General features: G+C 60.5%; 18 protein-coding genes. 11 read left to right on the top strand and 7 right to left on the bottom strand.

Annotation, left to right across the window (positions count from 1 at the left end):
* The first annotated feature begins 103 nt into the window (after positions 1 to 103).
* From QZ498_RS09470 to QZ498_RS09420, 11 genes are all read left to right on the top strand, one after another.
* On the top strand, positions 104 to 1,660 hold the full coding sequence (locus QZ498_RS09470) for an ABC transporter substrate-binding protein (protein ID WP_294621664.1): 1,557 nt from the start codon (positions 104 to 106) through the stop codon (positions 1,658 to 1,660).
* Positions 1,661 to 1,776: 116 nt separating this feature from the next.
* Positions 1,777 to 2,703: a choline ABC transporter substrate-binding protein gene (gene choX, locus QZ498_RS09465; protein WP_294621662.1), complete on the top strand. Its 927-nt coding sequence runs from the start codon at positions 1,777 to 1,779 to the stop codon at positions 2,701 to 2,703.
* A gap of 95 nt (positions 2,704 to 2,798) precedes the next feature.
* Positions 2,799 to 3,635, top strand: coding sequence for a choline ABC transporter permease subunit (gene choW / locus QZ498_RS09460; protein WP_294621661.1), 837 nt, complete (start codon positions 2,799 to 2,801; stop codon positions 3,633 to 3,635).
* Positions 3,632 to 4,660, top strand: a complete 1,029-nt coding sequence (gene choV / locus QZ498_RS09455; RefSeq protein WP_294621660.1) for a choline ABC transporter ATP-binding protein — start codon at positions 3,632 to 3,634, stop codon at positions 4,658 to 4,660. Before choW ends, choV begins: the two co-directional genes overlap by 4 nt.
* A 523-nt stretch (positions 4,661 to 5,183) precedes the next feature.
* On the top strand, positions 5,184 to 5,741 hold the full coding sequence (locus QZ498_RS09450) for a GNAT family N-acetyltransferase (protein ID WP_294621659.1): 558 nt from the start codon (positions 5,184 to 5,186) through the stop codon (positions 5,739 to 5,741).
* Between the two features lie 609 nt (positions 5,742 to 6,350).
* Complete coding sequence (locus tag QZ498_RS09445; RefSeq protein WP_294621658.1) at positions 6,351 to 6,851, top strand: YbjN domain-containing protein; 501 nt, start codon at positions 6,351 to 6,353, stop codon at positions 6,849 to 6,851.
* A 94-nt stretch (positions 6,852 to 6,945) separates the two neighbouring features.
* Positions 6,946 to 7,761 carry a pyrroline-5-carboxylate reductase gene (gene proC, locus QZ498_RS09440; RefSeq protein WP_294621657.1) on the top strand — a complete coding sequence of 272 codons (816 nt, stop codon included), beginning with the start codon at positions 6,946 to 6,948 and terminating at the stop codon, positions 7,759 to 7,761.
* A complete protein-coding gene (locus QZ498_RS09435) occupies positions 7,754 to 8,095 on the top strand; it encodes a tRNA-binding protein (RefSeq protein ID WP_294621656.1) in 342 nt (113 codons plus the stop codon). Before proC ends, QZ498_RS09435 begins: the two co-directional genes overlap by 8 nt.
* A complete protein-coding gene (locus tag QZ498_RS09430; protein ID WP_294621655.1) occupies positions 8,092 to 9,051 on the top strand; it encodes a D-glycerate dehydrogenase in 960 nt (319 codons plus the stop codon). The genes QZ498_RS09435 and QZ498_RS09430 overlap by 4 nt, the downstream gene beginning before the upstream one ends.
* Before the next feature lie 80 nt (positions 9,052 to 9,131).
* Complete coding sequence (locus QZ498_RS09425) at positions 9,132 to 10,253, top strand: beta-ketoacyl-ACP synthase III (protein WP_294621654.1); 1,122 nt, start codon at positions 9,132 to 9,134, stop codon at positions 10,251 to 10,253.
* 277 nt (positions 10,254 to 10,530) lie between these two features.
* Entirely contained in the window at positions 10,531 to 10,989 is a 459-nt protein-coding gene (locus tag QZ498_RS09420; RefSeq protein ID WP_294621653.1) for a hypothetical protein, read from the top strand.
* A 294-nt stretch (positions 10,990 to 11,283) separates the two neighbouring features.
* On the opposite strand, the gene QZ498_RS09415 is transcribed toward QZ498_RS09420, so the two are convergent.
* From QZ498_RS09415 to QZ498_RS09385, 7 genes are read right to left on the bottom strand one after another with little or no spacing between them, the layout of a single operon-like run.
* Positions 11,284 to 14,202: a hypothetical protein gene (locus tag QZ498_RS09415; protein ID WP_294621652.1), complete on the bottom strand. Its 2,919-nt coding sequence runs from the start codon at positions 14,200 to 14,202 to the stop codon at positions 11,284 to 11,286.
* Between the two features lie 55 nt (positions 14,203 to 14,257).
* Entirely contained in the window at positions 14,258 to 16,435 is a 2,178-nt protein-coding gene (locus QZ498_RS09410) for a hypothetical protein (protein WP_294621651.1), read from the bottom strand.
* Positions 16,435 to 19,098 carry a putative baseplate assembly protein gene (locus tag QZ498_RS09405; RefSeq protein ID WP_294621650.1) on the bottom strand — a complete coding sequence of 888 codons (2,664 nt, stop codon included), beginning with the start codon at positions 19,096 to 19,098 and terminating at the stop codon, positions 16,435 to 16,437. Before QZ498_RS09405 ends, QZ498_RS09410 begins: the two co-directional genes overlap by 1 nt.
* Complete coding sequence (locus tag QZ498_RS09400) at positions 19,095 to 21,674, bottom strand: baseplate J/gp47 family protein (RefSeq protein WP_294621649.1); 2,580 nt, start codon at positions 21,672 to 21,674, stop codon at positions 19,095 to 19,097. Before QZ498_RS09400 ends, QZ498_RS09405 begins: the two co-directional genes overlap by 4 nt.
* The gene (locus QZ498_RS09395; RefSeq protein ID WP_294621647.1) at positions 21,671 to 22,033 is read right to left on the bottom strand and encodes a GPW/gp25 family protein; all 363 of its coding nucleotides are present in this window, start codon (positions 22,031 to 22,033) and stop codon (positions 21,671 to 21,673) included. Before QZ498_RS09395 ends, QZ498_RS09400 begins: the two co-directional genes overlap by 4 nt.
* Positions 22,030 to 22,359 (bottom strand): hypothetical protein, encoded by a 330-nt coding sequence (locus QZ498_RS09390; protein ID WP_294621646.1) that lies wholly within the window; start codon positions 22,357 to 22,359, stop codon positions 22,030 to 22,032. Before QZ498_RS09390 ends, QZ498_RS09395 begins: the two co-directional genes overlap by 4 nt.
* Positions 22,359 to 22,898, bottom strand: coding sequence for a phage baseplate assembly protein V (locus tag QZ498_RS09385; protein ID WP_294621645.1), 540 nt, complete (start codon positions 22,896 to 22,898; stop codon positions 22,359 to 22,361). The genes QZ498_RS09390 and QZ498_RS09385 overlap by 1 nt, the downstream gene beginning before the upstream one ends.

The raw sequence follows: 22,898 nt of genomic DNA, 5'->3' as shown, positions 1-22,898 counted from the left end.
GTAACAACAGTGTCGCTTCCACGACAGGTGGCCGCGACAGGTTGACAGCGCCCTGCCCGGTATGGGCTTGGAGCGAACGCAAATGACACAGGGAGAAAAAGATATGTCATTGATCAAAGGCGGACTTCTGGATCGTCGCGGATTTCTCAAGACCACGGCGGCAGGTGCGGTCGCAGCCACCCTGCCCTTGGGCGGTGCCATGGCCCAGACACCCAAGCGCGGCGGCCACCTGCGCGTTGCCAAGGGCCACGGCCAAACCACCGACACGCTGGACCCGGGCCAATGGGAAAACGGCTTCATGCTGGCCGTGGGCTTTGGCATCCATGGCTTCCTGACCCAGGTTGCCCCCGATGGCAGCCTTGTGCCGGAACTGGCCGAAAGCTGGGAAGCCTCGGACGATGCCTCGGTCTGGCGGTTCAAGCTGCGTAAGGGCGTGACCTTCCATTCGGGCAAGCCGCTCACAGTGGAAGATGTCGTGGCCTCGATCAACCACCACCGGGGCGAGGATTCGACCTCGGCCGCGGGGCCCATTGTCGAGCCGATCCAAGAGATCGCGACCGAGGGCGACGACACGATCATTTTCACCCTGTCGGGCGGCAACGCCGACTTCCCCTTCATCCTGTCGGATTATCACCTTGCGATGTGCAAAGCCGAGGGCGACAGCATTGATTGGAAATCGGGCGATGGCTGTGGCAGCTACGTGCTCAAGAGCTTCAAGCCCGGCGTCTCGGCAAGCTTTGAGCGCAACCCGAACCATTGGCGCGATGACGTGGCATGGATCGACAGCTGTGAATTGCTGTCCATCGTCGATCAGAATGCCCGCACCAGCGCGCTTGTCGCGGGCGATGTCGATGCGGTCGACAGGGTCGACCTCAAGACAGCGGGCCTACTGGGCCGCAACCCGGGCATCGAGGTGGAAACAATCGCCGGGACACAGCACTACACTTTCGCGATGTCCACCAACAAGGACCCCTACACCGACAACAATATCCGTCAGGCCCTGAAATACGGTATCAACCGTCAGGAACTCGTCGACAAGATCCTGTTCGGCTACGGCTCGGTCGGCAACGACCACCCGATTGGCGAGGGGCAGCGCTATTACAACTCCGAGCTTGAGCAGAAGACATACGACCCCGACAAGGCCAAGTATTTCCTCAAGCAGGCCGGTGTCGACAGCGTCGATGTGGCGCTGCATGCCTCGGATGCGGCCTTCGCGGGTGCGGTCGACGCGGGCGTTCTGTTCCAAGCCTCGGCGAAGCAGGCTGGCATCAACATCGATGTCGTACGCGAGCCGAAGGATGGCTATTGGTCCGACGTCTGGATGAAAAAGCCCTTCACGGCGGTCTACTGGGGCGGTCGCCCGGTCGAAGACCAGATGTTCGCCACCGCCTATAAATGCGGAGCGTCATGGAACGACAGCTTCTGGTGCAACGAGCGCTTTGACGAACTGCTGGTCAAGGCACGCGCCGAACTGGACGAGGACAAACGCCGCGACATGTACTGGGAGATGCAGGACCTCGTCTCCAACAAAGGCGGTGTCATCATCCCGATGTTCGCCAACTACGTGCAGGCCAAATCCGACAAGGTCATGCATGGCGAGATGGCCTCGAACTGGGAGATGGACGGCGAACGCTGGATGGAACGCTGGTGGATGGCCTGATCGCGGGCGCACCGGCCTAAAAGCCGTTTGACATCACATGCGTCGGCGCGGACCATCGCGCCGGCGCTGCCTTTTGGGCAGAACTGAACCACGATAAAATAGGGAGAGACCCGACAATGACCCTCAAAACCACCCTCACCGTCGCCGCCACGCTGGCCGCCACCACGGCCACCGCTTGGGCCGATTGCGACACCGTCACCTTCTCGGATGTGGGCTGGACCGATATCACCGCCACCACCGCCGCAACCACCACCGTCTTGCAGGCTTTGGGCTATGAAACCGATATCAAAGTGCTGTCCGTGCCGGTGACATACACCTCGCTGGCCGCGGGCGACATCGACGTGTTCTTGGGCAACTGGATGCCCACCATGGAAGGCGATATCGCCCCCTACCGCGAAGCGGGCACCGTGGACACTGTCCGCGCCAACCTTGAAGGCGCGAAATACACCCTGGCCACCAACTCTGCCGGGGCCGCCCTTGGCATCGACGATTTCTCGAAGATCGCCGATCACGCCGAGGCGCTGGATGCCACCATCTACGGCATCGAGCCGGGCAACGACGGCAACCGCCTGATCATGGATATGATCGCCGATGATGCCTTCGGGCTTGACGGCTTCGAGGTCAAGGAAAGCTCGGAACAAGGCATGCTGGCGCAGGTCGAACGCGCTACCCGCCGCGATGAGCCGATCATCTTCCTGGGCTGGGAACCGCACCCGATGAACGCCAATTTCGACATGACCTATCTGACGGGCGGCGATGACTGGTTCGGCCCCAACCTGGGCGGGGCCACGGTCTATACCAACACCTCCGCAGGCTATGTCGAGGAATGCCCGAACGTCGGCAAACTGCTGCAAAACCTCGAGTTTTCGCTGGCCATGGAAAACGAGATCATGGGCGCGATCCTCAATGATGGCGAAGACCCCGCCGAGGCCGCAAGCGCATGGCTCAAAGCCAACCCCGAGGTGCTTGGCCCGTGGCTCGAGGGCGTGACCGCCAAAGACGGTGGCGACGCGATGGAAGCCGTCAAAGCGGCAATGGAATAATCCCGCGCGCGGCTCTGGTGGGCCGTGTGCCAAGAACAAAACCCCCGGCGAAACGATCCGCCGGGGGCCAATAAGGGACGGTAGAAAGCGATCAGATGAACTGGCTCACCGATAACAAAATCCCCGTGGGCGATTGGGCCGCCGGGGTCTTTGACTGGCTTCAGGACAATTTCTTTGTGGTCTTCGATACCATGTCCATCGCGCTCGAGGCGTTGATCGAAGGTATCCTCTGGGTTTTGCAATCCCCCCACCCTCTGATCGTGATTGCGGTTTTCGCGGGCCTGACCTATGCCGTGCAGCGCCGCTGGCAGCTGTCGCTCGGGGTGGCGCTTGGCTTTCTCTTCATCGTCAATCAAGGCTATTGGGAGGAAACCACCGAAAGCCTGACCCTCGTCCTGTCGGCCTGCGTGGTCTGCATGGGCGTGGGCATGCCCATAGGTATCGCCGCCGCCCACCGGCCCCGGCTTTACGCCGCCATGCGGCCGGTGCTGGACCTCATGCAAACGCTGCCGCCCTTCGTCTACCTCATCCCCGCGATTGTCTTTTTCGGCATCGGCATGGTGCCGGGCCTGATTGCCACGGTCATCTTCGTGGTCCCCGCCCCCATTCGCCTCACGCATCTCGGCATTTCCTCGACCCCCACCGCCCTTCTGGAAGCGGCACAAGCCTTCGGGGCCACCAATCGCCAAGTGCTATGGAAAGTTGAACTCCCCTATGCCCTGCCGCAGATCATGGCGGGCCTGAACCAGACCATCATGCTGTCGCTCTCGATGGTGGTGATCGCGGCCCTCGTCGGGGCTGACGGCCTTGGCGTGCCGGTGGTCCGCGCGCTCAATTCGGTCAATACCTCGCTTGGGTTCGAATCCGGTTTCGTCATCGTCGTGGTCGCCATTCTGCTGGACCGCATGCTACGTATGGAGCGCAAGGGATGAGCACAGCCGTTACATTCGACAAGGTCTCCATCGTCTTCGGCGACAAGCCGCAAAGCGCCCTGCCCCTGATGGATCAAGGGCTGGAGCGCCCGGAGATTCAAACCAAGACGGGCCAGGTCCTTGGCGTGCATGACTGCTCGATCGAGGTCGAGGAAGGCGAAATCGTCGTTCTCATGGGCCTGTCGGGCTCTGGCAAGTCAACGCTCTTGCGGGCGGTGAACGGCCTCAACCCCGTGGTCCGGGGCAGCGTGCAGGTCAGCGATGGCCAAGGCATGGTCGATATCACGAATGCCAATGCGCAGACACTGCGCGAGATGCGACAGACGCAAATCGCGATGGTGTTCCAGCAATTCGGCCTGCTGCCATGGCGCACGGTCCGCGAAAACGTCTGGCTGGGGCTGGAACTGGCCGGCCTGCCCAAGGCCGAACGCGCCAGCCGCACCCAGACACAGCTTGACCTTGTGGGCCTGTCGGACTGGGCCGACCGCAAGGTGGGCGAACTGTCAGGCGGCATGCAACAGCGCGTGGGCCTTGCCCGCGCCTTTGCCACAGACGCGCCCATCTTGCTGATGGATGAACCCTTCAGCGCGCTGGACCCGCTTATCCGCACCCATTTGCAGGATGAGCTGCTGGAGCTTCAATCCAAGCTCAACCGCACGATCATCTTCGTCAGCCACGATCTGGATGAAGCCTTCAAGATTGGCAACCGCATCGCCATCATGGAAGGCGGGCGCATCGTGCAATGCGGCACCCCGCAGGAGATTTTCACCAACCCCGCAACCGACTACGTGGCCGATTTCGTCGCCCACATGAACCCGCTCGGCGTACTCTGCGCCCGCGATGTCATGGAACCGGCACAGGACACGACGAAAACCAGCGTCGGCCCCGACGCCACGATTCGCGACGTCATGGAAGCCGCCCAAGGCAGTGAAGCCCCTGTGGGCGTGGTCGAGGACGGCCGGCTTCTGGGCCAGATCACCCGCGCCCGGATTTTCTCGAAACTGCTCGATCCAAGGGGAGGATGAGGGCGCAGGGCCCCCAAGCCACCGCGCCGGACCGGCTTTGCGCGCAGATTGATCGGTGCAGCCCCCCGACACAGGCCGCAATGCGCAAGGAGGGGGTAAAGTTCATGCGGTTTTCAAAAGCAGCCGTTCGGTTCATATGCCGCGAAGGCCGGGTTTGAACCCTTGTTAGCCATTGCCCCCAAGCCGCGCATTGACGGGCCGCGGTGCGGCGATCAAACGGTTGAGCTAATGCACTTTATCCCAACCACTGGCGCGCAACCTCTAATCTAAGCGCCATGACCAACCCAATCGCCGTGCCGTGGGGGCGGCCCGGCGATGCGCGGCGGCGCTACGCGCCTTGATCCCGCGCGGGGATTGTGTGGCAGCTTTGCGCGGGGAGTGGAGTTTGCAAAGGTTGGGCGATTTCCTGATAGCGGACTTTCAGGCCAAGTGCGGCGAGTGCCGGGTGAGAGCCCTTGTTGACCGATGCTGCGACGTGCATGAATGTCCGTTCTGAGAAGGACTTCAATGTCGAGACGGCAAAATGAAACTGCTCAAACCGAGTATTGATCACATTCCAGCATATGTGGCGGCATTGCAAAGAGGCTGGTCGCCGGACAATTTGCGGCCCGAGGCTGCTCAAGAGCAGTTACTGGCAATTGACAGAGATGCGGCATCTTTCGTCGCAAACCTTGACGATCCAACTGCAAAAGCAGGGCCAGTTACTCTGCCAGATGGCTCGAAGGTACCGCGTTTGCCGAGCATTCGCCGCTGGATATGGTCTAGCGAGTTTTGTGGCCATATTGGTTTGCGATGGAAACCAGGGACTGAGGAATTGCCGCCCACTTGTTCGGGGCACATCGGATACGCTGTAGTTCCGTGGCGGCAACGCGAAGGGTTGGCATCTGCGGCCCTCGTAGCAATTCTACCAGAGGCGAAAGCAGTTGGCTTGCAATCTGTTGAGATAACCACCAGTCCCGACAATCCTGCATCGGTTCGTGTCATAGAAAAGGCGGGCGGTCAGTTGGTAAGAAATTATACAGCCAACAAGGCGCTCGGGGGCCATGAGACCTTGGAGTTTAGAATTTCGCTTGCATCCTGAGTTTGTCGAAGAGCTGCCATTCACGCCTGCTCTATGAACGGCAGAAAAGTCCCGCATCTTACCAGCTCGTGACCCGCGCAGCGAAGGTCAGCTATCACCTATTGACGTCGGGGGGTTTTGGGTCCGCTTCGGGCTGAAATAAGACAATCACGCCATCGTTCCTCCAATGATCACAATCAGCCTACCCCAAACGCCTTAACATTACCTTAAGCACCCGAAAGACACGCCCTGTTCTGTACAGTCTGTACATACCCTCATTCGCCCCCCCGATTTTTTTGTACAAAACCCACCTACAAAACGTACAACCTGTACAGCCGCGATTTTCGTACGACTCGTACGATAGGTCCCGCCGCACCCCCGATTTTCGTACGAAACTCCGCCCCGTTGCGTACGAGTCGTACGAAACGCCCGGGGGGCCGCTTAATCTTGATGAAGTTTTGATGTCATCCACAACTTATTGCGGTTATCCACAACAAATTGCTTTACAGAACGCCTTTCTGCCCGCACCATATCTTGTATGGGTCAGGGCAACAGCCCCTTCCCATAGAGCAGGCACATAGCGCTTGGGGCGCTGCCATCCCCGCGCGCTACAACCAAATGAGGTGGGCCATGGCACTGTCCGAGCATTTCTTCCAAGAAGACCTTCATCCCATTGATATCGTTGAACATTTGGCCGAACACCATGATTGGGATTTCGACCGCATCGCCGACGATCAAATCGCAATGGCCGTAGAAGGCCAGTGGCGCACCTACTCCATCACCCTCGCGTGGTCTGGGTATGACGAAACCCTGCGCATGGTCTGCACCTTCGAGATGGAGCCGCCAGAAGACAAACTTCCCGTTTTGTATCAGACACTTAACGACGTAAACGATCAATGCTGGGCGGGGGCCTTCACCTATTGGGCCGAGCAGAAACTGATGGTCTATCGCTATGGTCTGGTCATGGCCGGCGGCCAAGGCGTCAGCCCCGATCAGGTGGATACGCTGATCCGCGCCGCCGTTCTGAGCGCAGAGCGATTTTACCCGGCATTTCAATTGGTTGTCTGGGGCGACCGCACCCCGCAAGACGCCCTGCAAGTGGCCATCGCCGAGGCCTACGGCCGCGCTTGAGCGGCCTTTCGCCCGCCCCATTGCACAAGCCCTTTTGTCGGCGTAATCCTTAAAGAAAGCGCTTGAAGGCCGACAGGAAAAGGGGAGTGAATTCATGGACATGGACCATGTCAGCCGCAATGGATTGGTTTTGTTGGGCTGTGGCAAGATGGGGTCGGCCATGCTCGAAGGCTGGCTTGCCAAGGGATTGCCCAATAGCTCGGTCTGGGTGATTGACCCGAACCCTTCGGATTGGTTGCAAAACACTGGGGTTCATATCAACACCGATCTTCCCGCCGCCCCCGCCATCGTGTTGATTGCCGTGAAGCCCCAGATGATGGGCAATGCCCTGCCCGCAATTGCGGCCATGGGAAATGGGAAGACCCTGTTTGTCTCGGTTGCCGCAGGAACGCCGATTTCCGTTTTCGAACAAGTGCTTGGCGAGAGCTCCCCAATCATCCGCGCGATGCCCAACACCCCCGCCGCCGTGGGGCGGGGCATCACCGCGATCATCGGCAACGCCCATGCCACACCTGCCCATCTGGACCTCAGCCAAGCCCTGCTGGAAGCCGTGGGCCAAGTGGTGCGGCTGGACAATGAAGACCAGATGGATGCGGTCACCGGCGTCTCCGGCTCTGGCCCGGCGTACGTGTTCCACATGATCGAATGCATGGCTCGCGCGGGCGAGGCCGAAGGGCTGGCCCCGGAGCTTGCCATGCAGCTTGCCCAAGCCACCGTGGCCGGGGCGGGCGCGCTGGCCGAAGCCGCCGACGAAACGCCCGCACAACTGCGCAAGAATGTCACCAGCCCCAATGGCACCACGCAGGCCGGGCTTGAGGTTTTGATGAATGAAACCAGTGGCTTACCCGATTTGATGCAGCGCACCGTAAAGGCCGCCGCCGACCGATCGCGGGAGTTGCGGGATGGCTGAGGAGATTGGCATCGACGACTTTCTGAAGGTCGATATTCGGGTCGGCACCGTCACCCAAGCCGAAGCCTTCCCCGAAGCACGCAAGCCCGCCATAAAGCTCTGGATCGACTTCGGCCCGGAGCTTGGAGAAAAGAAAACTTCAGCCCAGATCACCGCGCACTACACGCCGGAGGATATGCAGGGCCGCCAAGTGATCGCAGTGACCAATTTCCCGCCCCGCCAAATCGGGCCTTTCATGTCCGAGGTTCTGGTGCTGGGCCTGTCGGACCCGGACGGCGGAATCGTCTTGTTGGGACCAGACCAACCGGTCGAAAACGGGGAGCGCATGCATTGAGCCGCGTTTACCTGACCCGCCCCTTGCCCGACGCGGTCCTCACCCGCGCGCGCGAGCTTTTTGACGAGGTCGAAGTGCGCGATGATACCGCGCCGTTGAAAATCGGACAGATGCGCGCGGCGCTGAACCTTTATGACGGGGTTTTGCCGACCTTGGGCGATATGTTCTCGGCCGAGGTCTTTGAAGAGGCGCAAAACCCGCGCTGCAAGGTGCTGGCGAATTTCGGCGTGGGCTATAACCACATCGACGTGGAAGCGGCGAATGCGGCTGGCGTCATGGTGACCAACACCCCCGGTGCCGTCACAGACGCCACGGCGGATATCGCCATGACGCTTATCCTGATGAGCGCGCGCCGCGCCGGCGAGGGCGAACGCATGCTGCGGGCGGGGAATTGGGATGGCTGGCATCCGACCCAAATGCTTGGCCTGCATGTGACGGGCAAGACCGTCGGGATCATCGGGATGGGCCGGATCGGGCAAGCGATCGCCCGGCGTTGCCATCATGGCTTCGGGATGGACGTGGTTTATTTCAACCGCTCGGCCAAGGAGTTGGAGTTTCCGGCAACACGGTTGGATAGCATGGCGGCGGTTGCATCGCGTGCCGATATCGTCGTGGTCGCGGTCCCGGGCGGGTCGGATACCCATCACATCATCAGCACGCCGGTCTTCGAGGCGATGAAACCTACTGGGCATTTCATCAACATCGCGCGCGGCGATGTCGTCAAGGAAACGGCCCTGATCAAGGCGCTTGAAACCGGGCAGATCGCCGGAGCCGGATTGGACGTCTACGAGCATGAGCCGGACGTGCCGGACGCCCTTTGCGCCATGGAGAACGTGACACTTCTGCCGCACCTTGGCACGGCGGCGCTGGAAGTGCGGGAGGCCATGGGAATGCTGGCCGTGGAGAACCTGCGTGCGGCCCTTTCCGGCGAGACCCCGCCGAACCTTATTGCATAAGGCCTAAAGTTCCGCGCAGTCAGGCTTGACGCGAGGGCAGGCATGGGTTGATCTGGCCGGGCAGTTTTCGGAGTCAGCCCATGTATACCCCTGCGCTCACAGGCAGCGGCGTTTTCACACCAGAAGAGGTCATCACCAACGACGAACTGGTCGTGGCCTTCAATGCCTATGCGGACAAATTCAATACCGAGAATGCCGAGGCGATTGCGGCGGGTGACATTGAAGCTAAAGGGCCATCATCCCCGGAATTCATCTTCGGCGCCTCGGGGATCGAGCAACGTCATGTGATGGACAAGGCGGGGGTGTTGGACCCTGAGGTGATGCATCCGCGCCTACGGGAGCGGGGCAACGACGAACCCGGCATCATGGCCGAGATGGCGCTGGACGCTTGCGGCAAGGCGCTGGAACAGGCCGGGCGCAGTGCCGAGGATGTTGACCTGGTGATTTGCGCAGCCTCCAATCACGAACGCCCCTACCCTGCAATCGCCATTGAAATTCAAGAGCTTATGGGCGCGGGGGGCTTTGCCTTTGACATGAATGTCGCCTGTTCCTCGGCCACCTTCGGCATCCAGGCCGCTGCCGATATGATCCGGTCCGGATCCGTGCGCTGCGCGGTTGTTGTGAACCCGGAAATATGTTCGGGGCATTTGGAGTGGCGGGACCGGGACTGTCATTTCATCTTTGGAGATGTTTGTACGGCGGTCGTGCTGGAACGGGCCGAGGACGCGCAGGGGCCGCATTTCATCGTGCGCTCGACGCGCTGTGCGACCCAGTTTTCAAACAATATTCGCAATAACAACGGCTTTTTGCGCCGCAGTCGTCCCGATGGGATGGTGGACCGGCGCGATATGCAATTCGTGCAAGAGGGTCGCAAGGTGTTCAAGGAAGTCTTGCCGCTGGTCTCGAAACACATCAGCGCACATTTGCAGGATGAGGGGGTGGACTCGGCCGATCTCAAACGGCTGTGGCTGCACCAAGCCAACAAGTCGATGAATGACTTCATTGGCAAGAAAGTCATGGGCCGGGCACCTACGCCCGAGGAACAGCCCAACATCCTACAGGATTACGCAAATACATCCTCGGCCGGGTCGATCGTGGCTTTTTCGAAATATTCCAATGACTTGAAGGCAGGCGACCAAGGTTTGATATGCTCTTTCGGGGCCGGGTATTCGGTTGGATCAGTTCTTGTCGAACGCGCATAGACGACCTGCGCCCTTGCTCGGTCTTTGGGCCGCCTGCTCGTTTTGGAACGGGTGGGCACGAAGCCCAGGGGATGAATGACCGGTCCGACGAACAGGCGACCGGGGTTTGGCCATCGCTGATAGCCTCGCCCCTCTGCCCAACGCTGGGGACGCCGGGCATAAGTATATCCCCAAAGACCGGGATTGCGTTGAGGCTTGCATACTGTGATAAAGCGCTGAATGGGAAAGATATCCTGGACTTCCCCGCGTGGCGGGTACCGGAACTGGGGATGAGTAAATGTCGAAGATCGGAAGCTATCTGAAAAAGCACACCGAGGCGTTGGTTAAAGATGTAGGTATAGAGCCAGCCTGTGAACTGACCGGCAAGTCGAAGGCGACCTTGGGGCGGTATTACTCGGATCACGAGGAGCATGCGGATCGGTTCATGCCGATTGACGCGGTGGCGGCCTTGGAAGAAGCAGCGAATTACCCCCATGTTACCAGCGCCTTAGCCGAATTGAAGGGCATTGGCCTGAGTTTTGACGGAAGCCGTCGTAATAGAGAGCGCGAAGGCGGTGTGAACAGCGATGTGATCGCATTGTCCCAACGGTTCGCGATGCTTATGGCTGAGTATCAGCAGTCGATTGAGGATGGCGTCATCACCGTGAACGAGGCAAAGCGGCTTTTGCGAGAGACCACTCAATTGCAGCAGGTCTTGATCGACATGAAGATTCACCTTGAGGAAGAGACCAGCTGAACACGCGGGTCTCTCCGGTGTTCAGCTTGGATTTCTTGCACGTTCTGGACGTTCAGACCCCGGTTTCGCGTAAGAACACGGGCAGCCGGGATGCGCCTTTACAGGGTTCACAAACAGTATCGCCCACGGGACGCCGCCAAGGCCCTAAAAACATTAAGGGGTGGCCCTGATTGGTACCACCCCACGCCGTTTTATGATCGGCTAATGCATACCGGAAGGGAAACCCCTCCAGCAATTTCACGATAGCACAAGTTCGTGTGAAAACCTAATATTTTATGGTGTTCTACCAGCTTTTCAGCGCTCTTCGACGCGTCGGGTGTGGAAGGTCAGGATATGGAATTTCATCGCATCGTAGACCTGATGAAACAGTTCAAACTGCTTGTCGATTTGCCGATCGTCGCCTTGGTAAGAAAACTCATCACGGCGCGAAAAATCGAGGATCAAGGGCAAGCCATACCGTTCGTCTTCGCTATTGGTGAACCGTTCATGTCGGATACCCTGTTCAGGGGAACCGCTATTGCCGGACAATGCGACACGATCCCCGACTGTGAAACACACCGGATACCAACGGCGCTTGGTTTGCCCGTCATAGGGATGCATGAGGATGTTTTCCAATTCAGGATTCCCGAGAATCATTTTGCCCCGCGAGTTTGCAATCTCGGCACCATGCACACAGTGATGATCACCGAATTGCTCGAACCGCGTGTTGCGCAGACCGACGTGCCGGGCGACCAGGATGCTTGTGCCGCGCACCAATTCGCTATCGGTGATATCGAGAGAATAGAAAGGCGTTTTGGCTTCGTCGGGAATGACATCCTTGGGCAGTTTAAACCGGAAGTCTCGTCTGCTCAGACTTTCGATATCCAATTGGAAGTCATCGCCATGGCGCATCATCACGAATTCCCATGATGGCTTGATCCCCCGTGCCACGGGTGGTTTTTCGCGCAAGGCGTGGTCTGCCACCTTGATCTCGAAGTCATCAACCTCGGGCGCGTCCCCGGTTGTCCATGCGATGAGCTTTTCCATCATCGTGGCGTCGGGATAGATACCCAAAAGCCTGCATCCAGTGACACGCATGCCAGGAGAGGAGGGCTCAGGGCCATAAGGCTTTACGCGCGTGTTCATCACGTCGAAAGGCGTGTTGATATCTCTGCCCACGGCAGCATCCAGCATTTTGCGAACCGGGTCATTGTCCGCCTTGACCGGGACAACCGGGCCCAGGATCAGCGAGCCATTGCTTTGCACGTTCTCAAAGAGAGTCTGCGCGCGGGCATCGACCACTTGAATGGCGGGCAGATACCCGGTGCTTGCGGCCCCACCCGAGACATGAACGCGGGTTTCGCGAAGGGTGATGCGGCGCCCTGCCCTGAGCTTGAGCGGCGGCGCCAATTCGTCGTGAACACGGCGCACCGAACAATTCGTCATCTCAATGGATTTCCCGCCAAAGATCGACAGGCCGCAATTCTGCACATCACCAATGAAATGGATGCCGTCGAGTCGCACGTTAAGACAGCGTTCGGCAACCAGCCAATCATCCAGATGCAGCGAGACCGGCGCAGCCGAGCAGGTTTCGAGCGAGAAGCTGTGGAGATCCTGAAGGATCGGCATCGCCTCGAACGGCCATCGGTAATCCCCTTGGGTGAAACGAAGGGCCACGCGACGCGTGAAGGCATCGCCACGATCATTGTCGAGCGGTTTGTCCGTTGGCGTCAGTTTTTCGTTGATCTCGGCCAGCATCCTGAGTGCCTCTTCCAAGGTGGGCAGGCTGGCCAGCCTTGGGTTTACCTCGTTGAGGTCATCGGGGATGCGATCAGGTCGCAACGTGATGGTGCAGACATCGCGGGTCATGTCGCACAGGCGTTCGAGTGCGTCTTGCACCGTCATGTTCGAGGTCAGACCACAGGGGGGATGAGCACTGATCGAGACATCGTCGGCGGTGATATGGGTGAGGTCAGGAAATACCGGGAGCAATCCTTGCGGCGTGCCGATGCCGCCGTCGGTGTGGCTCATCGAGGCGAGTGCCACGCAATGCGGGCCCCAGTTAAACGGCGGAACATAGCCGTCAACGGCATCCTCGTCCCGCGGCGGCCAGAGCACTTCACCAGTGCGCACGCGAGCGGCACAATACCAATAATCGCCAGACGCGAGATGATTTTTGAAGGTAACAGTAACCCCGCCTTCAAGGGAAACCGCGGTTGTCTTGGTCGGGACACCTTCGGGGTGCTCGTCAAAATCGTGATCCCAGCGGGTGATCGTGATGGTGCCCTGCATTGCGCCGACGGCCGCGGTGGCATCGGCGGTCAAGGTTACCTCGCGGCTGGTTTCGTCAAGCGTGAGTATTTGCCCAAGAACACCCGGCAGGTTGAGGCGGCGTTCGCGGTCGCCTTTCACCTCGATGGTTTTGCCTTGGACAAACTTGCGTTGGTCGTCGGTGGGTTCTTCGGCAAGGAACAATCCGTCGGGAGTGCTGAGGATTCGGGCGCGCACATCGTCAGCCGCCCATTTAAATGTGGCGCCACCCGCCGGGCCGCCTTTATGGATTTGAACGATATAGTTGAAGTTGCCGTGGCGCGTGTAACCGCCTTCCTCGTAGATGCGGCACAGATCGTTTTCGTCGCCAGCCACCGGCGCGAGAGCAAAGGCGGCACGTCCGTTGCGCGGGGCCAGTTTCGGCGACGCAAACGTATGGCCGTCCTTGGCGCGGGATTTGAGCACCGGAACGCTGATGCCATTTGCCTGTGCGAAATCGGTGATCGGCAGCAATTCAAGACGCACCACGTTCTGCATGCGTCCGGCGGTGTCGGGGCCACCGAGGCCATCATCCCGGATGAACTCGTGATCCAGGAAGTCAACTTCGGACTTGGTACAGCAGGCGACGAGAACCAGTTCCCCTTGCGGCAGGTCGGCTCCGAGGTCTTCGGGGGCAAAGGTTTGATCCTCGGGCCAGGTGAAGCGGGCGCCGTGCACGTAAAGCTCGCCTGCCGAGATTGTCAGTTGGCCGCTGGTGTTGCTGACGTCAAACCCGCCCCGCCTCCGGGGTTGGCCGAGTCTCCCGATCACGTCGATCAGCGCCTGTTCACGGGCGTGGACCAGAAGATCCTGTGCCTCGTTGGCATCCGAGGCAAGGAAGGCACGCCCACTATAGTAGCGCAGGCTGTCGAATTGTTTTGACCGGCCGAAGACCGAGGTTTCACGTCCCTTGTCACCAATCATTTTTCATTCTCCTTGCGAGGGGCCGCGCGGCGGATTTCATGCGCACAGCCCGAACTTACGTTTCGAAACAGGGGCCGGCAGCGAAACCGAAGCGGAGGAATTCCTCCTTCGTGCGGGCGAGGTTGTTGAGGCGTGCGGTGGTACGCAGGCTGTTGCCGACGCCCATCTCCTGACCATCGTCCGCGCCGGAAAACACGGCCGGGTCGGTGTCGAACTCCATTTGGTAGAACCCGGGATCGGTAATGGATTGAGAGGTGAAGCGGGGGGCGACCTGAAGCGGATTGTCAGCCAGTGACGGCACGCAGGCAAAGCGGCGCGGCACCTGTGAACCGGGGGGTATGTAGGAATAGCGCACGCACCCGGTGTTGGTGACCGCCAGCTCGATGGGCGCCTTGTCTTCCGTGGCCGTGGCGAGGATGATTGAGTTCTCGATGCCAACCTCGCGGTCGGGTTCGGTTTCACTGGCCACGTCGATGATCGCGGTATCCATGCGTGAGCCGCCGCCGAGTTCATCCACCTCCAGACGCCCCAGTACCGTGCTGCGGCGCAGGCTAACCAGCCCGCCTGTGACACCGGAATTGCGGCGTTTGATGGCCGCGACATCGGGGGCGTTACCCCAAATCACGCTGTCTTCTATATCAAGTTCAGTATCGGTGCGGGTTTCGAGCCCTTCGACAATGGATCGGCGGATTTCGAAATGCTGGGTATTTTGCATGCGGAAGACCCAACGGGGGCCTTTTCGTTGGCCATTGCTCCCCAGTGGGCGGCCAAGGACGGTGCAATCCTCGACGGTCACACGGTTGTCGCCCGTCTTGTTGCCGTTGGTCGCGATGATTCGTTGCGTGTTCACGAAACGCAGCCCCGACAGCAGCAGGTCGGGTTCTCTGAAAATCAGAAAAACCTGCTTGTTTTCGCAGTCGATCGTCGGAAACGCCCCCGGAAGGGCGATCATCCGGTTGACGCCGGACTTGAGCGTCACCCTTACGCCATTGGATAGAACATTCATGCTCTCGATGGCCGAGGAAAAGGCCGGGGTCAGTTCGCTGATCTTCAGCCGGGTTGTGGCAGGGAACAGGGCCGAGACATCAGGGTCAGCTCCGGGAGTTTCAGTGTCTGAGCGTTCGTGACCGCCGATGGCGTGGCTGCGGCCGCGGTGCCAAGTGACATATGCGCCTTGAACCTCATTGGTGTCGACGCTGAGCGGCAGGGTGAAACGGCCAAGCTCTGGATCGACCAGTACCTTGTCGGCATGCCGGCCATGGTGCCAAGCGCTTGCCGTTCTATTCGACAGGTTGGCAGAGAAGATGTCGTTGGCGCCGAAACGGGTGAGGCCGGTATTTGTGACAATCGCGATGGAGAAGCTGCCGGCGGTTGCATCCGACGTGGGCGCGACGTGACGCGCGGGGTCGTCAAACAACATCCAGCGGCTGAGGCGCATTGGCATGCGGTCGGCGCTTGCGCGGGTGTTCATATCCGGCGCGGTCATCTCGGGGCGTTGAAATAGCGGCTCATCCGCGCCGAGTTGCCCGAACCGATAATGGCCGGGCGCACCCTTGATGGGCATCACCAAGTCGCCGGGGCTGTCTTGGCGCGGGGTGCCGTGGATGCGCACTTCCTGACGGTAAAAGTGCAGCCCGATATTGGGCAGGTTCCAACGGCCGTGGCCGGTGGCTATGCGTCCGAATTCGGCGCTGCGCGGGGTGCGGTCAAGCGCGGTATTCACATGCGAATGCGCCACGGGGTCGCACAAATCCGCGGTGCCGCCCGGGTCCATCCGCACCCGGCGCAGGCTTTCGGTGGTGGCGAGGCGGTCCCAGTATTCAACGGCCATGACAGGCCAACCGGTGGCGGCGCGCATGGCGAATTCCAACGCCGTGAGCGTGCCTTTTCGCTGGCGAAGCGCAAGCGTAAGAGCGACGCGTTGACGGGCGGATTGGTCGTCGCCGATGTCCTCCATCTCGCGCGCGCCCACCAGATCACCGATATAGGGTATTACCCAAGGCGCGCAGGTTTCGATGAAATGATCGTCATAGAGCTGTGCGATATCGTCGTGGACGATTTGCCCTTCGTGCGCCATCACCGACAGAAGTGAGCGCAGGGGCCCGTAGTCGCGCGGGTCGGAATAGGTGGGATCAGGGCCATCCTTGCCGCGTGCGGCGCCGCCCTGATCGTGGTCGCGCAGCCGGTAGAGCGCTGGCAGAAGTTCGAAAAGATCGTCAAGTTGATAAGACATCAGAACTCTCCCAATTCAACCGGATCGTCGGTGAGGATCAGGATCTCGGCCCCTTCCTGCGGCCCGTAACTGCCGCGACGGGGCATATCGGCCAGAAGAACCTGATGACGCGCGGCAGGCATGTCGGTACGGTAAAGATGGTCCAGATCGACTGCGACGACGCCGGGCACAGCTTGCAACTTGGCAATTACGTCACTGGCGCGGACCGGTGCCCCGATTGCGCGGTGTTCATAGGCAAACCCGCTGCGCAATGTTGCGCGGGCGGCAGCCAAAACCTCGTCCGAGCTTCCCGTCTTGGCCACGTATGCCGGATCAATCCGCAGGTTGGCGTGCAGCGAGAACCTTGCCACGCGCAGATTGCCCACGGTGACGCGCGTGCCTTCGGGGGCGCTGGCCACGATCGAGGCGGCGAGGTTGGGCAAGACGCCACTGTCAAGCGGCAAGGGGTCGGGCGTCTCGCCGGCGATGGTCAGGAAAACCCCTTGTGCGCCGCCGACCCAACTCCAGCTTGCCAAGGCTTTCGTCACGCCAGAAAAGGCGCGGGCGTAATCGGCAAAATCGGTCAGAGAGACAACGCGGCCCATGGTCATCATCTTTTGCGGCGCGTTCATCCGCGCGGTTTCGAGGCTTTCGCCGTCGCTGCCACCGGCACTGGGCAACGGGTTCGTCACCGCCGACAGAATACGGGGCTTGGACATCATCAACGAGAGTTGCCCGGCCCGCAGGCGCCCCGACGCGCCCGCGCCTTTGCGATAGCGTGCCGTTATGTTGTTCTCGCCCGTGGGCAGCGTCGCCCCCATCAGGCCGTTGCCGAAGGTCACCCGGCTTTTGCCGTCCGAAAGCGTCGTCAGCACGAAAACACGTGCGCCGGGGGCCGCATCGCCAAAGTCACGGACTTCTTCCCATTGCACGCCGTCTACAAATACTTCGAGCGTTGACGCATTGCCGGTTTCGGTTTCTGCGGACAGGTAGGTCAGCGGCCCATCCTTGAGCGTGAAGCTCTGGAAATGCTTGGTGGCATCACCCGAACCCAGAACCTCCTCCACGGTTTCGCCATGGGTCGCCTTGGCGACATTGGCGTTGAGGGTCACACTATGGCGCAGGTAGGGGCCCGTAAGCGCTGGCTCGAAGGTGATCAAGCCGGTGGTGCCGTTGACTGCGACGTCACGCAGAGTGATCCGCTCGGACCGGATGACGCCGGGCAAGTCGGCGCGTTCCCCTGTGAGGTAAAGGGTTTGCCCCGGCGCGAGGTCGACATCAGGACGGTCGAGCAAAAGCGTGGAGCCTTGAATATTGTCCGATAGCGGCAGATCGGCCAGCGGCAAGGATTTGGGCAGCGTGAAGAGTGCGCAGGTACGCAGGATCAGATTTGGGACATAGATCGAGCCTTGCCAAGTTCTTGGCACGGTGATGCGGGTGACCTCGCCGCTCATGCCATAGGCCTCAACCGAGGTGGTTTCCGCCGCTTCGATCCTTGTCCAGGCTTCCAAAGGGTCGCCAAGATAGTTTTCACCACGGATCACGACGATCATGCCTTCGGCGATGCCTTCATAGGCACGATCAAGGTAAAGCGCGATCTTGTCGGGTGGAAGCGGATCCTCGTCGCCGTCGTAGAAAGACGAGGTGCCGATGTAGCTGGGCGCGGTTATCGTAATATCACCCCGTTCGCTCAGGGTGTTGTGACCGAAGAGGCGGCAACCTTGTGTCAGCATGACGGGCTGCAAGCCGGTTTCAACGCGCGGGGCCGCACGCAGTGTAGTACCAAGATCCTGCCGGTCAAAGGCGACATGGGCCGCCCCGTCAATCACTGTGGCGCGCGGCCAGCTTTGACCTTCCATCGCCACCAACATCGCGGCAGCGTCGGACATCCGCAGGGTGGCCTCTGTCGGGGCCTCAGGCAGCAGGAGGCTGTCGTGGGTCGGAAGGTCGGGCATCTGTGCGCTGCCCGAAAGCGCGATGAAGGACAGCTCGGTTTGGCCTGTGGAAAGCGGCGTCACGCGGCTTACGCGGTGCATGTAGCCGCTGTTGTCGGGGCGGCGCTCGGGCTCGCCGTTTTCACCAAGAAGCAGGATGCGCGTACCCTCTGACACGGCAGCGGCAGCGGGATTTATGAGGAAACCATCGTCGCCACGATCCACGACTTGCGGCCAAGATCTTAGCGGCAAGAGCGCGTTCCATGCCGGTTTGACGCGCATCTCGTCGAGTGTTTCGAAGACCTGCGGTTGCTGATCGTCGTCCGGGATGGATTTCACGCCCAAGCGCGCGGGCACGGTGACCAGCCGATGCGCCGGGCCGTCCTCATCGGCGGTGAAGGCGAGGTGGGTTTCGGCGGCAGTGGCGGGGGATAGTTTGTAGTCGACCAGTTCGGCCAGAGCCTCGACCGAGAAGACCTCGGTGGCGCTGCGAAGGTAGGCCTCGTGGTTGAGGCGTTCGTTGTAGAAGGTGAGGATGTCGCAGACCATGGCCCATGCGTCGACAAGCGCGATGGTCCAATCCTCATCCGACAAGGTGGAATAGTCATGCAGGCCCGGGCGATGCCGCGAGCGCATGGCGCGCAGCATCGCCTCGCGGAATTCGGGCTGCGTGCCGATGCGGCGCTTGAAGCGGGCAAGGCCGGCGCGGTTGTCGATCAGGCGCGGCGTGAGATTAGCGGCCCCGGTCATGCGACGCTCCATTCACTGACGCGCAGGACGCCGCGCTCGGGGAAGCTGGGATCGTTCATCAGAATGGGAATTTCAGCCGGATCGAAGGTGAGCACACCATTGTCGAGTGCCGCAACATCATTGGACCGCCAGCGGCGGAAAGTGACGAAACGCACATCTGTGACCCCAGGCACCGACAGGGCCGCAGCGACGATATGGCTGTGATAGATCGGCTGTCCGAAGCTGAGATTGTCGGGGTGGAAAAAGCCGAGAGTGCCATCAGACAGCACGTCTGAGGACAGCTGCCGCAGCACGGCCTGCCGGACCTGGCTGGGCAGGTAATCGGGACAGGAGCAGATCGCCAGTTCGATTTCCAGAGGTGCGAAACGGGGGCGCTCGACCATGATATCCTGGCCCATGAGCCGATACGGTTCGAGCCATTTGCGCACCTCGCGCAACAAGGCCTCGTCGGCTTCGACCCCACCCACCGGATCAATCGCGATGACGATCGTATCCCATGACCCATGGCCGATGGTACGCACGTGGGCGCGCGACACCTGCGGGTGTTCGGTGGCCAGGCGGATGTAATCACCGCGGGTGACGGCACGGCGGTTGTCATCCAGCGCGGCCACGGCCCGGGCGCGGATCTCCGGCACGGTTTCAAGGTCACGCCCACCCTGCCCCGGTACCGGGTTGCGGGCCGAAACGGGGCCGCTGACGCCTTTGGTCAGAACATGGGCGATACTGTCGGCACCGATGTTGCCCGCGCGCCCGACCCCGACACGGTAACTTGCAAAGAGTTGTTCAGACGGTTTGGACGAGGGGAACATGCCGCCCTGCCCGTCGCGCCCGAAGCGCAGGGTTGTTGTTCCGTCCTGTTCGGTTTCAGGAACGAACACCGGGTCGCCCGGGTCGCTGAGAAGCAGCGTGTTCACCGGGGCCCAGGTCGCGCCGCCCATGACACTGGATGCCAAGGAGATCGCTTTGCACGGGGACAACCACCCGCCGGGTGCGGTGACAGCGGCGGCGCTGGACGCGCCGGGGGTTTGGCGCAGTTCAGCTTTCACGCTGATGCCGCGATGCGCGAGCTTGGGCGCATAACGGCGTGGGCGGTCCAGTTCGGACAAACCGGTGATTTCATCCGTCTCGGCGGCGACATCATCCTTGTCCGGCAGCGGCAAGGCCTCTGTCTTTTCCAGTAAAAGGCCGTGATCGACCGGAATGATATTGCCGAAGGCGAGCCCCATCTGCGGCGGCCCTTCATCCAGATCGGTGAGATCGGGCAGCGTTGAGATCGGCAGATCGAAGCGTAAAGCGTCGTCGGGGTGCCATTCGATCCGCCAAAGGTCGGTTTCGGTCGCGCCGACGCGGTCCACTTCGGGGACGGGGTCGCGCGTCAGGCAGACGATCTGGCGCTGTTCGAGGCGGGCATCGGCGGCGAAAAGAGTGTCGATATCGCGCTGCACTTCGAGGCTGAGAAAGCTGCCTTTTTTCAATGGGTGCACGACGGTCTTGGGTTTTTGCACCCATGCACGCGTCGTGCCGCGTGGCAGAACCGCTCCCTTTACACCCCAATCGTGCAGAATGAGTTTGTTGAGCGCCTCATCAAGTTGATAGGCCTCAACGTCGAAATCGCCTTCGGGATCGTCGGGATCCTTGGGGCGTTGCAACGGTATTGGCTCGAAGACTTGTGCATCTTCTTCGAGAACAGCGGCGATATCCACGTCAGCGAAGGGAACGACGGATCCCTGCAAAGCATTGGAGCGGGTCATGAAGGCCAGGGAGGTCGCGTCGTAGACACCGCTGCCTTTCATTTCTACATGCACGAAGCTGCGTGCCGAAAGGCCGTCATGTACGTCATAGCCCAAAAGCTGCGCGTGCCGGCGAACCGACGAGCGCCGGCGGGCCGTTGACAGGTAAGCCTCGGTCGCGGCGGCATCCTGTGCGTAACTGAGGTGATCGGCAAAGTATGACAGCAGTTCCACTAGCGCGACGCCGGTATCGGGCACCTCCCTGTCGGTATGTTCAGGGCTGAGTTGCGCGATTCGGTCGAACATGGCCTGTCGGAAGCTGTCGTAGTCCTTGGCCAGATAGTTGAGTACGGGCGACGGCGGCGGCGCGGGCATCGGTTTCTCAACCGTCTTGCAATCGAAATCCGAGGGACATTCCGTGCGAAAACCGAAACGGATGCGCGCCAGCATCGGGTCCATGCTGTCGTGGACGCGTTCTGGGTCGTGTGTTGGATTGCCAAAAGCATCAAGCTCAAGAACGGCAAGTTCGTAAGCCGAAAAGTCGCCCAGCTTGTCAACGGTAATACGGAAGATTTGATCGCCGACCTTTTGACCGTCGAGCACCCGTATATTGCGGATACTGTCGCCGCCGCGAATTGAAAAATGCTCCTTCTCAGGCGGGGGAACAACCGTGGGCGGACCCTGATCGTCACGTTTCACCTTGTCGAAGGGATGAACGAAGATGACGTCGATTGCGAGGTCGGCCATATTGACCACAAGCCGCTCGATCCCGTTAACCGCCGGGTCCTCGTCTTTGCGCAGATCCTCGCGGCGCTGTTGCAGGAAGGTTTCGGTCAGGTAGGTCATACCGCGCGCCTCACGTCTTGGGTCAGGCTTTGGCCGGTTTCCAGAACGGTATAGGTCAGCCGCACGCTAAGCGTGCCTTCCTCGAAAATGACCCTAAGGTCGTCGATGCGCACGAGGTCCTGGAGCCAGCGTTGCAGGGATGCCCGCACAAGGGCCTCGGTTGCCTCGGATACGGTGTCCGATCCCGGCTCGAACACCATATCCAACAGCCCTGCGCCGAAATCCGGCCGATTGACACGTTCACCGGGCGCGGTGAGCAGGGTTTGTTCAACCAGGTTCGCGACATGTTGATGGTGAGTGGCCACCTCGGCAGTGCGGCCGCGTGCATCGAAGCGATATGGAAAGGCTAGATGAGTCATTCCGCGCTGACCGTGTCTTGGACGGCGTTGATGCTGGCCCCGCCTTGGGCCGGCAAGGGGCCGATGGCGGTGCCTTGGGAGCCTTTGAGCAAAAGCGCACCTTCCACGGTTTTCACGCGGGTCGTCCCCTTGGCGAAGGTAATGGTGGCACAGGGCGCAGGCCCGGCGTTTGTGGTCAGCGGACAGGCCACGACGCTGTAGGATTGCGGGACGACAACGGCGGGTTCACCGCCGATCTTGACCCGACTGGTCAGGAGTTGTGGCTGTCCTTGGCCTTGGTGGTCACAGGTGACCAGTGCGCTTTTTTGAACGATGTGATCCGCCATCACGTCACCTCAAGCCCCTTTCCGTTTATCGCGGTGCTGCCGCCCTGCATCTTGATTGTGGAAGTCGAGGATGCCGTGAGCGTCACAGTGTCGTCACGCAACACTATCGAGAGTTTCGCGGTTTCGATCACAACATCCCCGCCGGACTTTGAGGCGTTGAATTTCACCGTGCCCGATGGGGTCTTGATCAGCATCTCGTCAGGGTTGGCGCTTGGGGCTTTGCCCTCGTCCCATGCGAAGCCCGTCCAGATGGGTTTGCTCAAATCGCCGCCTTCGAACTCGATCCAGACGGCGGTGCCTGTCGGAGGCATGAAGAACAGCCCATTCTTGTCGGAGGCAGCATAGGGTACACAGGGATCGGCCCAGGGTTCCTTGTCTTTGAGGATATCCGGCAGTGAGATTTTCAGGCGACCCGAATTTGTCATATCGGTATTGCCGACGACCTTGCCCTTGTACTTGCCATACCATTTGCCTGTCGTTTCAGGCCCGGCGGAGGCGGCCTCGTTTCTTGATCCGGCGGAGTAGCCATTGTCATACAT

Origin of the sequence: uncultured Roseovarius sp. (genome assembly GCF_913057115.1) — a bacterium.
Taxonomy (GTDB): Bacteria; Pseudomonadota; Alphaproteobacteria; order Rhodobacterales; family Rhodobacteraceae; genus Roseovarius.
The sequence above is the reverse complement of the archived record's forward strand: the minus strand, read 5'-3'. Positions and strand labels throughout refer to the sequence as shown.

What these genes read in the sequence shown, in the direction of transcription:
- QZ498_RS09450 (WP_294621659.1), top strand. Translation starts at nt 5,184, where the DNA reads ATGAAACTGCTCAAACCGAGTATTGATCACATTCCAGCATATGTGGCG.
- QZ498_RS09385 (WP_294621645.1), bottom strand. Translation starts at nt 22,898, where the DNA reads ATGTATGACAATGGCTACTCCGCCGGATCAAGAAACGAGGCCGCCTCC.
- QZ498_RS09425 (WP_294621654.1), top strand. Translation starts at nt 9,132, where the DNA reads ATGTATACCCCTGCGCTCACAGGCAGCGGCGTTTTCACACCAGAAGAG.
- QZ498_RS09400 (WP_294621649.1), bottom strand. Translation starts at nt 21,674, where the DNA reads ATGACCTACCTGACCGAAACCTTCCTGCAACAGCGCCGCGAGGATCTG.
- QZ498_RS09420 (WP_294621653.1), top strand. Translation starts at nt 10,531, where the DNA reads ATGTCGAAGATCGGAAGCTATCTGAAAAAGCACACCGAGGCGTTGGTT.
- QZ498_RS09415 (WP_294621652.1), bottom strand. Translation starts at nt 14,202, where the DNA reads ATGATTGGTGACAAGGGACGTGAAACCTCGGTCTTCGGCCGGTCAAAA.
- choV (WP_294621660.1), top strand. Translation starts at nt 3,632, where the DNA reads ATGAGCACAGCCGTTACATTCGACAAGGTCTCCATCGTCTTCGGCGAC.
- choX (WP_294621662.1), top strand. Translation starts at nt 1,777, where the DNA reads ATGACCCTCAAAACCACCCTCACCGTCGCCGCCACGCTGGCCGCCACC.
- QZ498_RS09410 (WP_294621651.1), bottom strand. Translation starts at nt 16,435, where the DNA reads ATGTCTTATCAACTTGACGATCTTTTCGAACTTCTGCCAGCGCTCTAC.
- QZ498_RS09395 (WP_294621647.1), bottom strand. Translation starts at nt 22,033, where the DNA reads ATGACTCATCTAGCCTTTCCATATCGCTTCGATGCACGCGGCCGCACT.
- QZ498_RS09435 (WP_294621656.1), top strand. Translation starts at nt 7,754, where the DNA reads ATGGCTGAGGAGATTGGCATCGACGACTTTCTGAAGGTCGATATTCGG.
- QZ498_RS09470 (WP_294621664.1), top strand. Translation starts at nt 104, where the DNA reads ATGTCATTGATCAAAGGCGGACTTCTGGATCGTCGCGGATTTCTCAAG.
- QZ498_RS09445 (WP_294621658.1), top strand. Translation starts at nt 6,351, where the DNA reads ATGGCACTGTCCGAGCATTTCTTCCAAGAAGACCTTCATCCCATTGAT.
- QZ498_RS09390 (WP_294621646.1), bottom strand. Translation starts at nt 22,359, where the DNA reads ATGGCGGATCACATCGTTCAAAAAAGCGCACTGGTCACCTGTGACCAC.
- QZ498_RS09405 (WP_294621650.1), bottom strand. Translation starts at nt 19,098, where the DNA reads ATGACCGGGGCCGCTAATCTCACGCCGCGCCTGATCGACAACCGCGCC.
- choW (WP_294621661.1), top strand. Translation starts at nt 2,799, where the DNA reads ATGAACTGGCTCACCGATAACAAAATCCCCGTGGGCGATTGGGCCGCC.
- proC (WP_294621657.1), top strand. Translation starts at nt 6,946, where the DNA reads ATGGACATGGACCATGTCAGCCGCAATGGATTGGTTTTGTTGGGCTGT.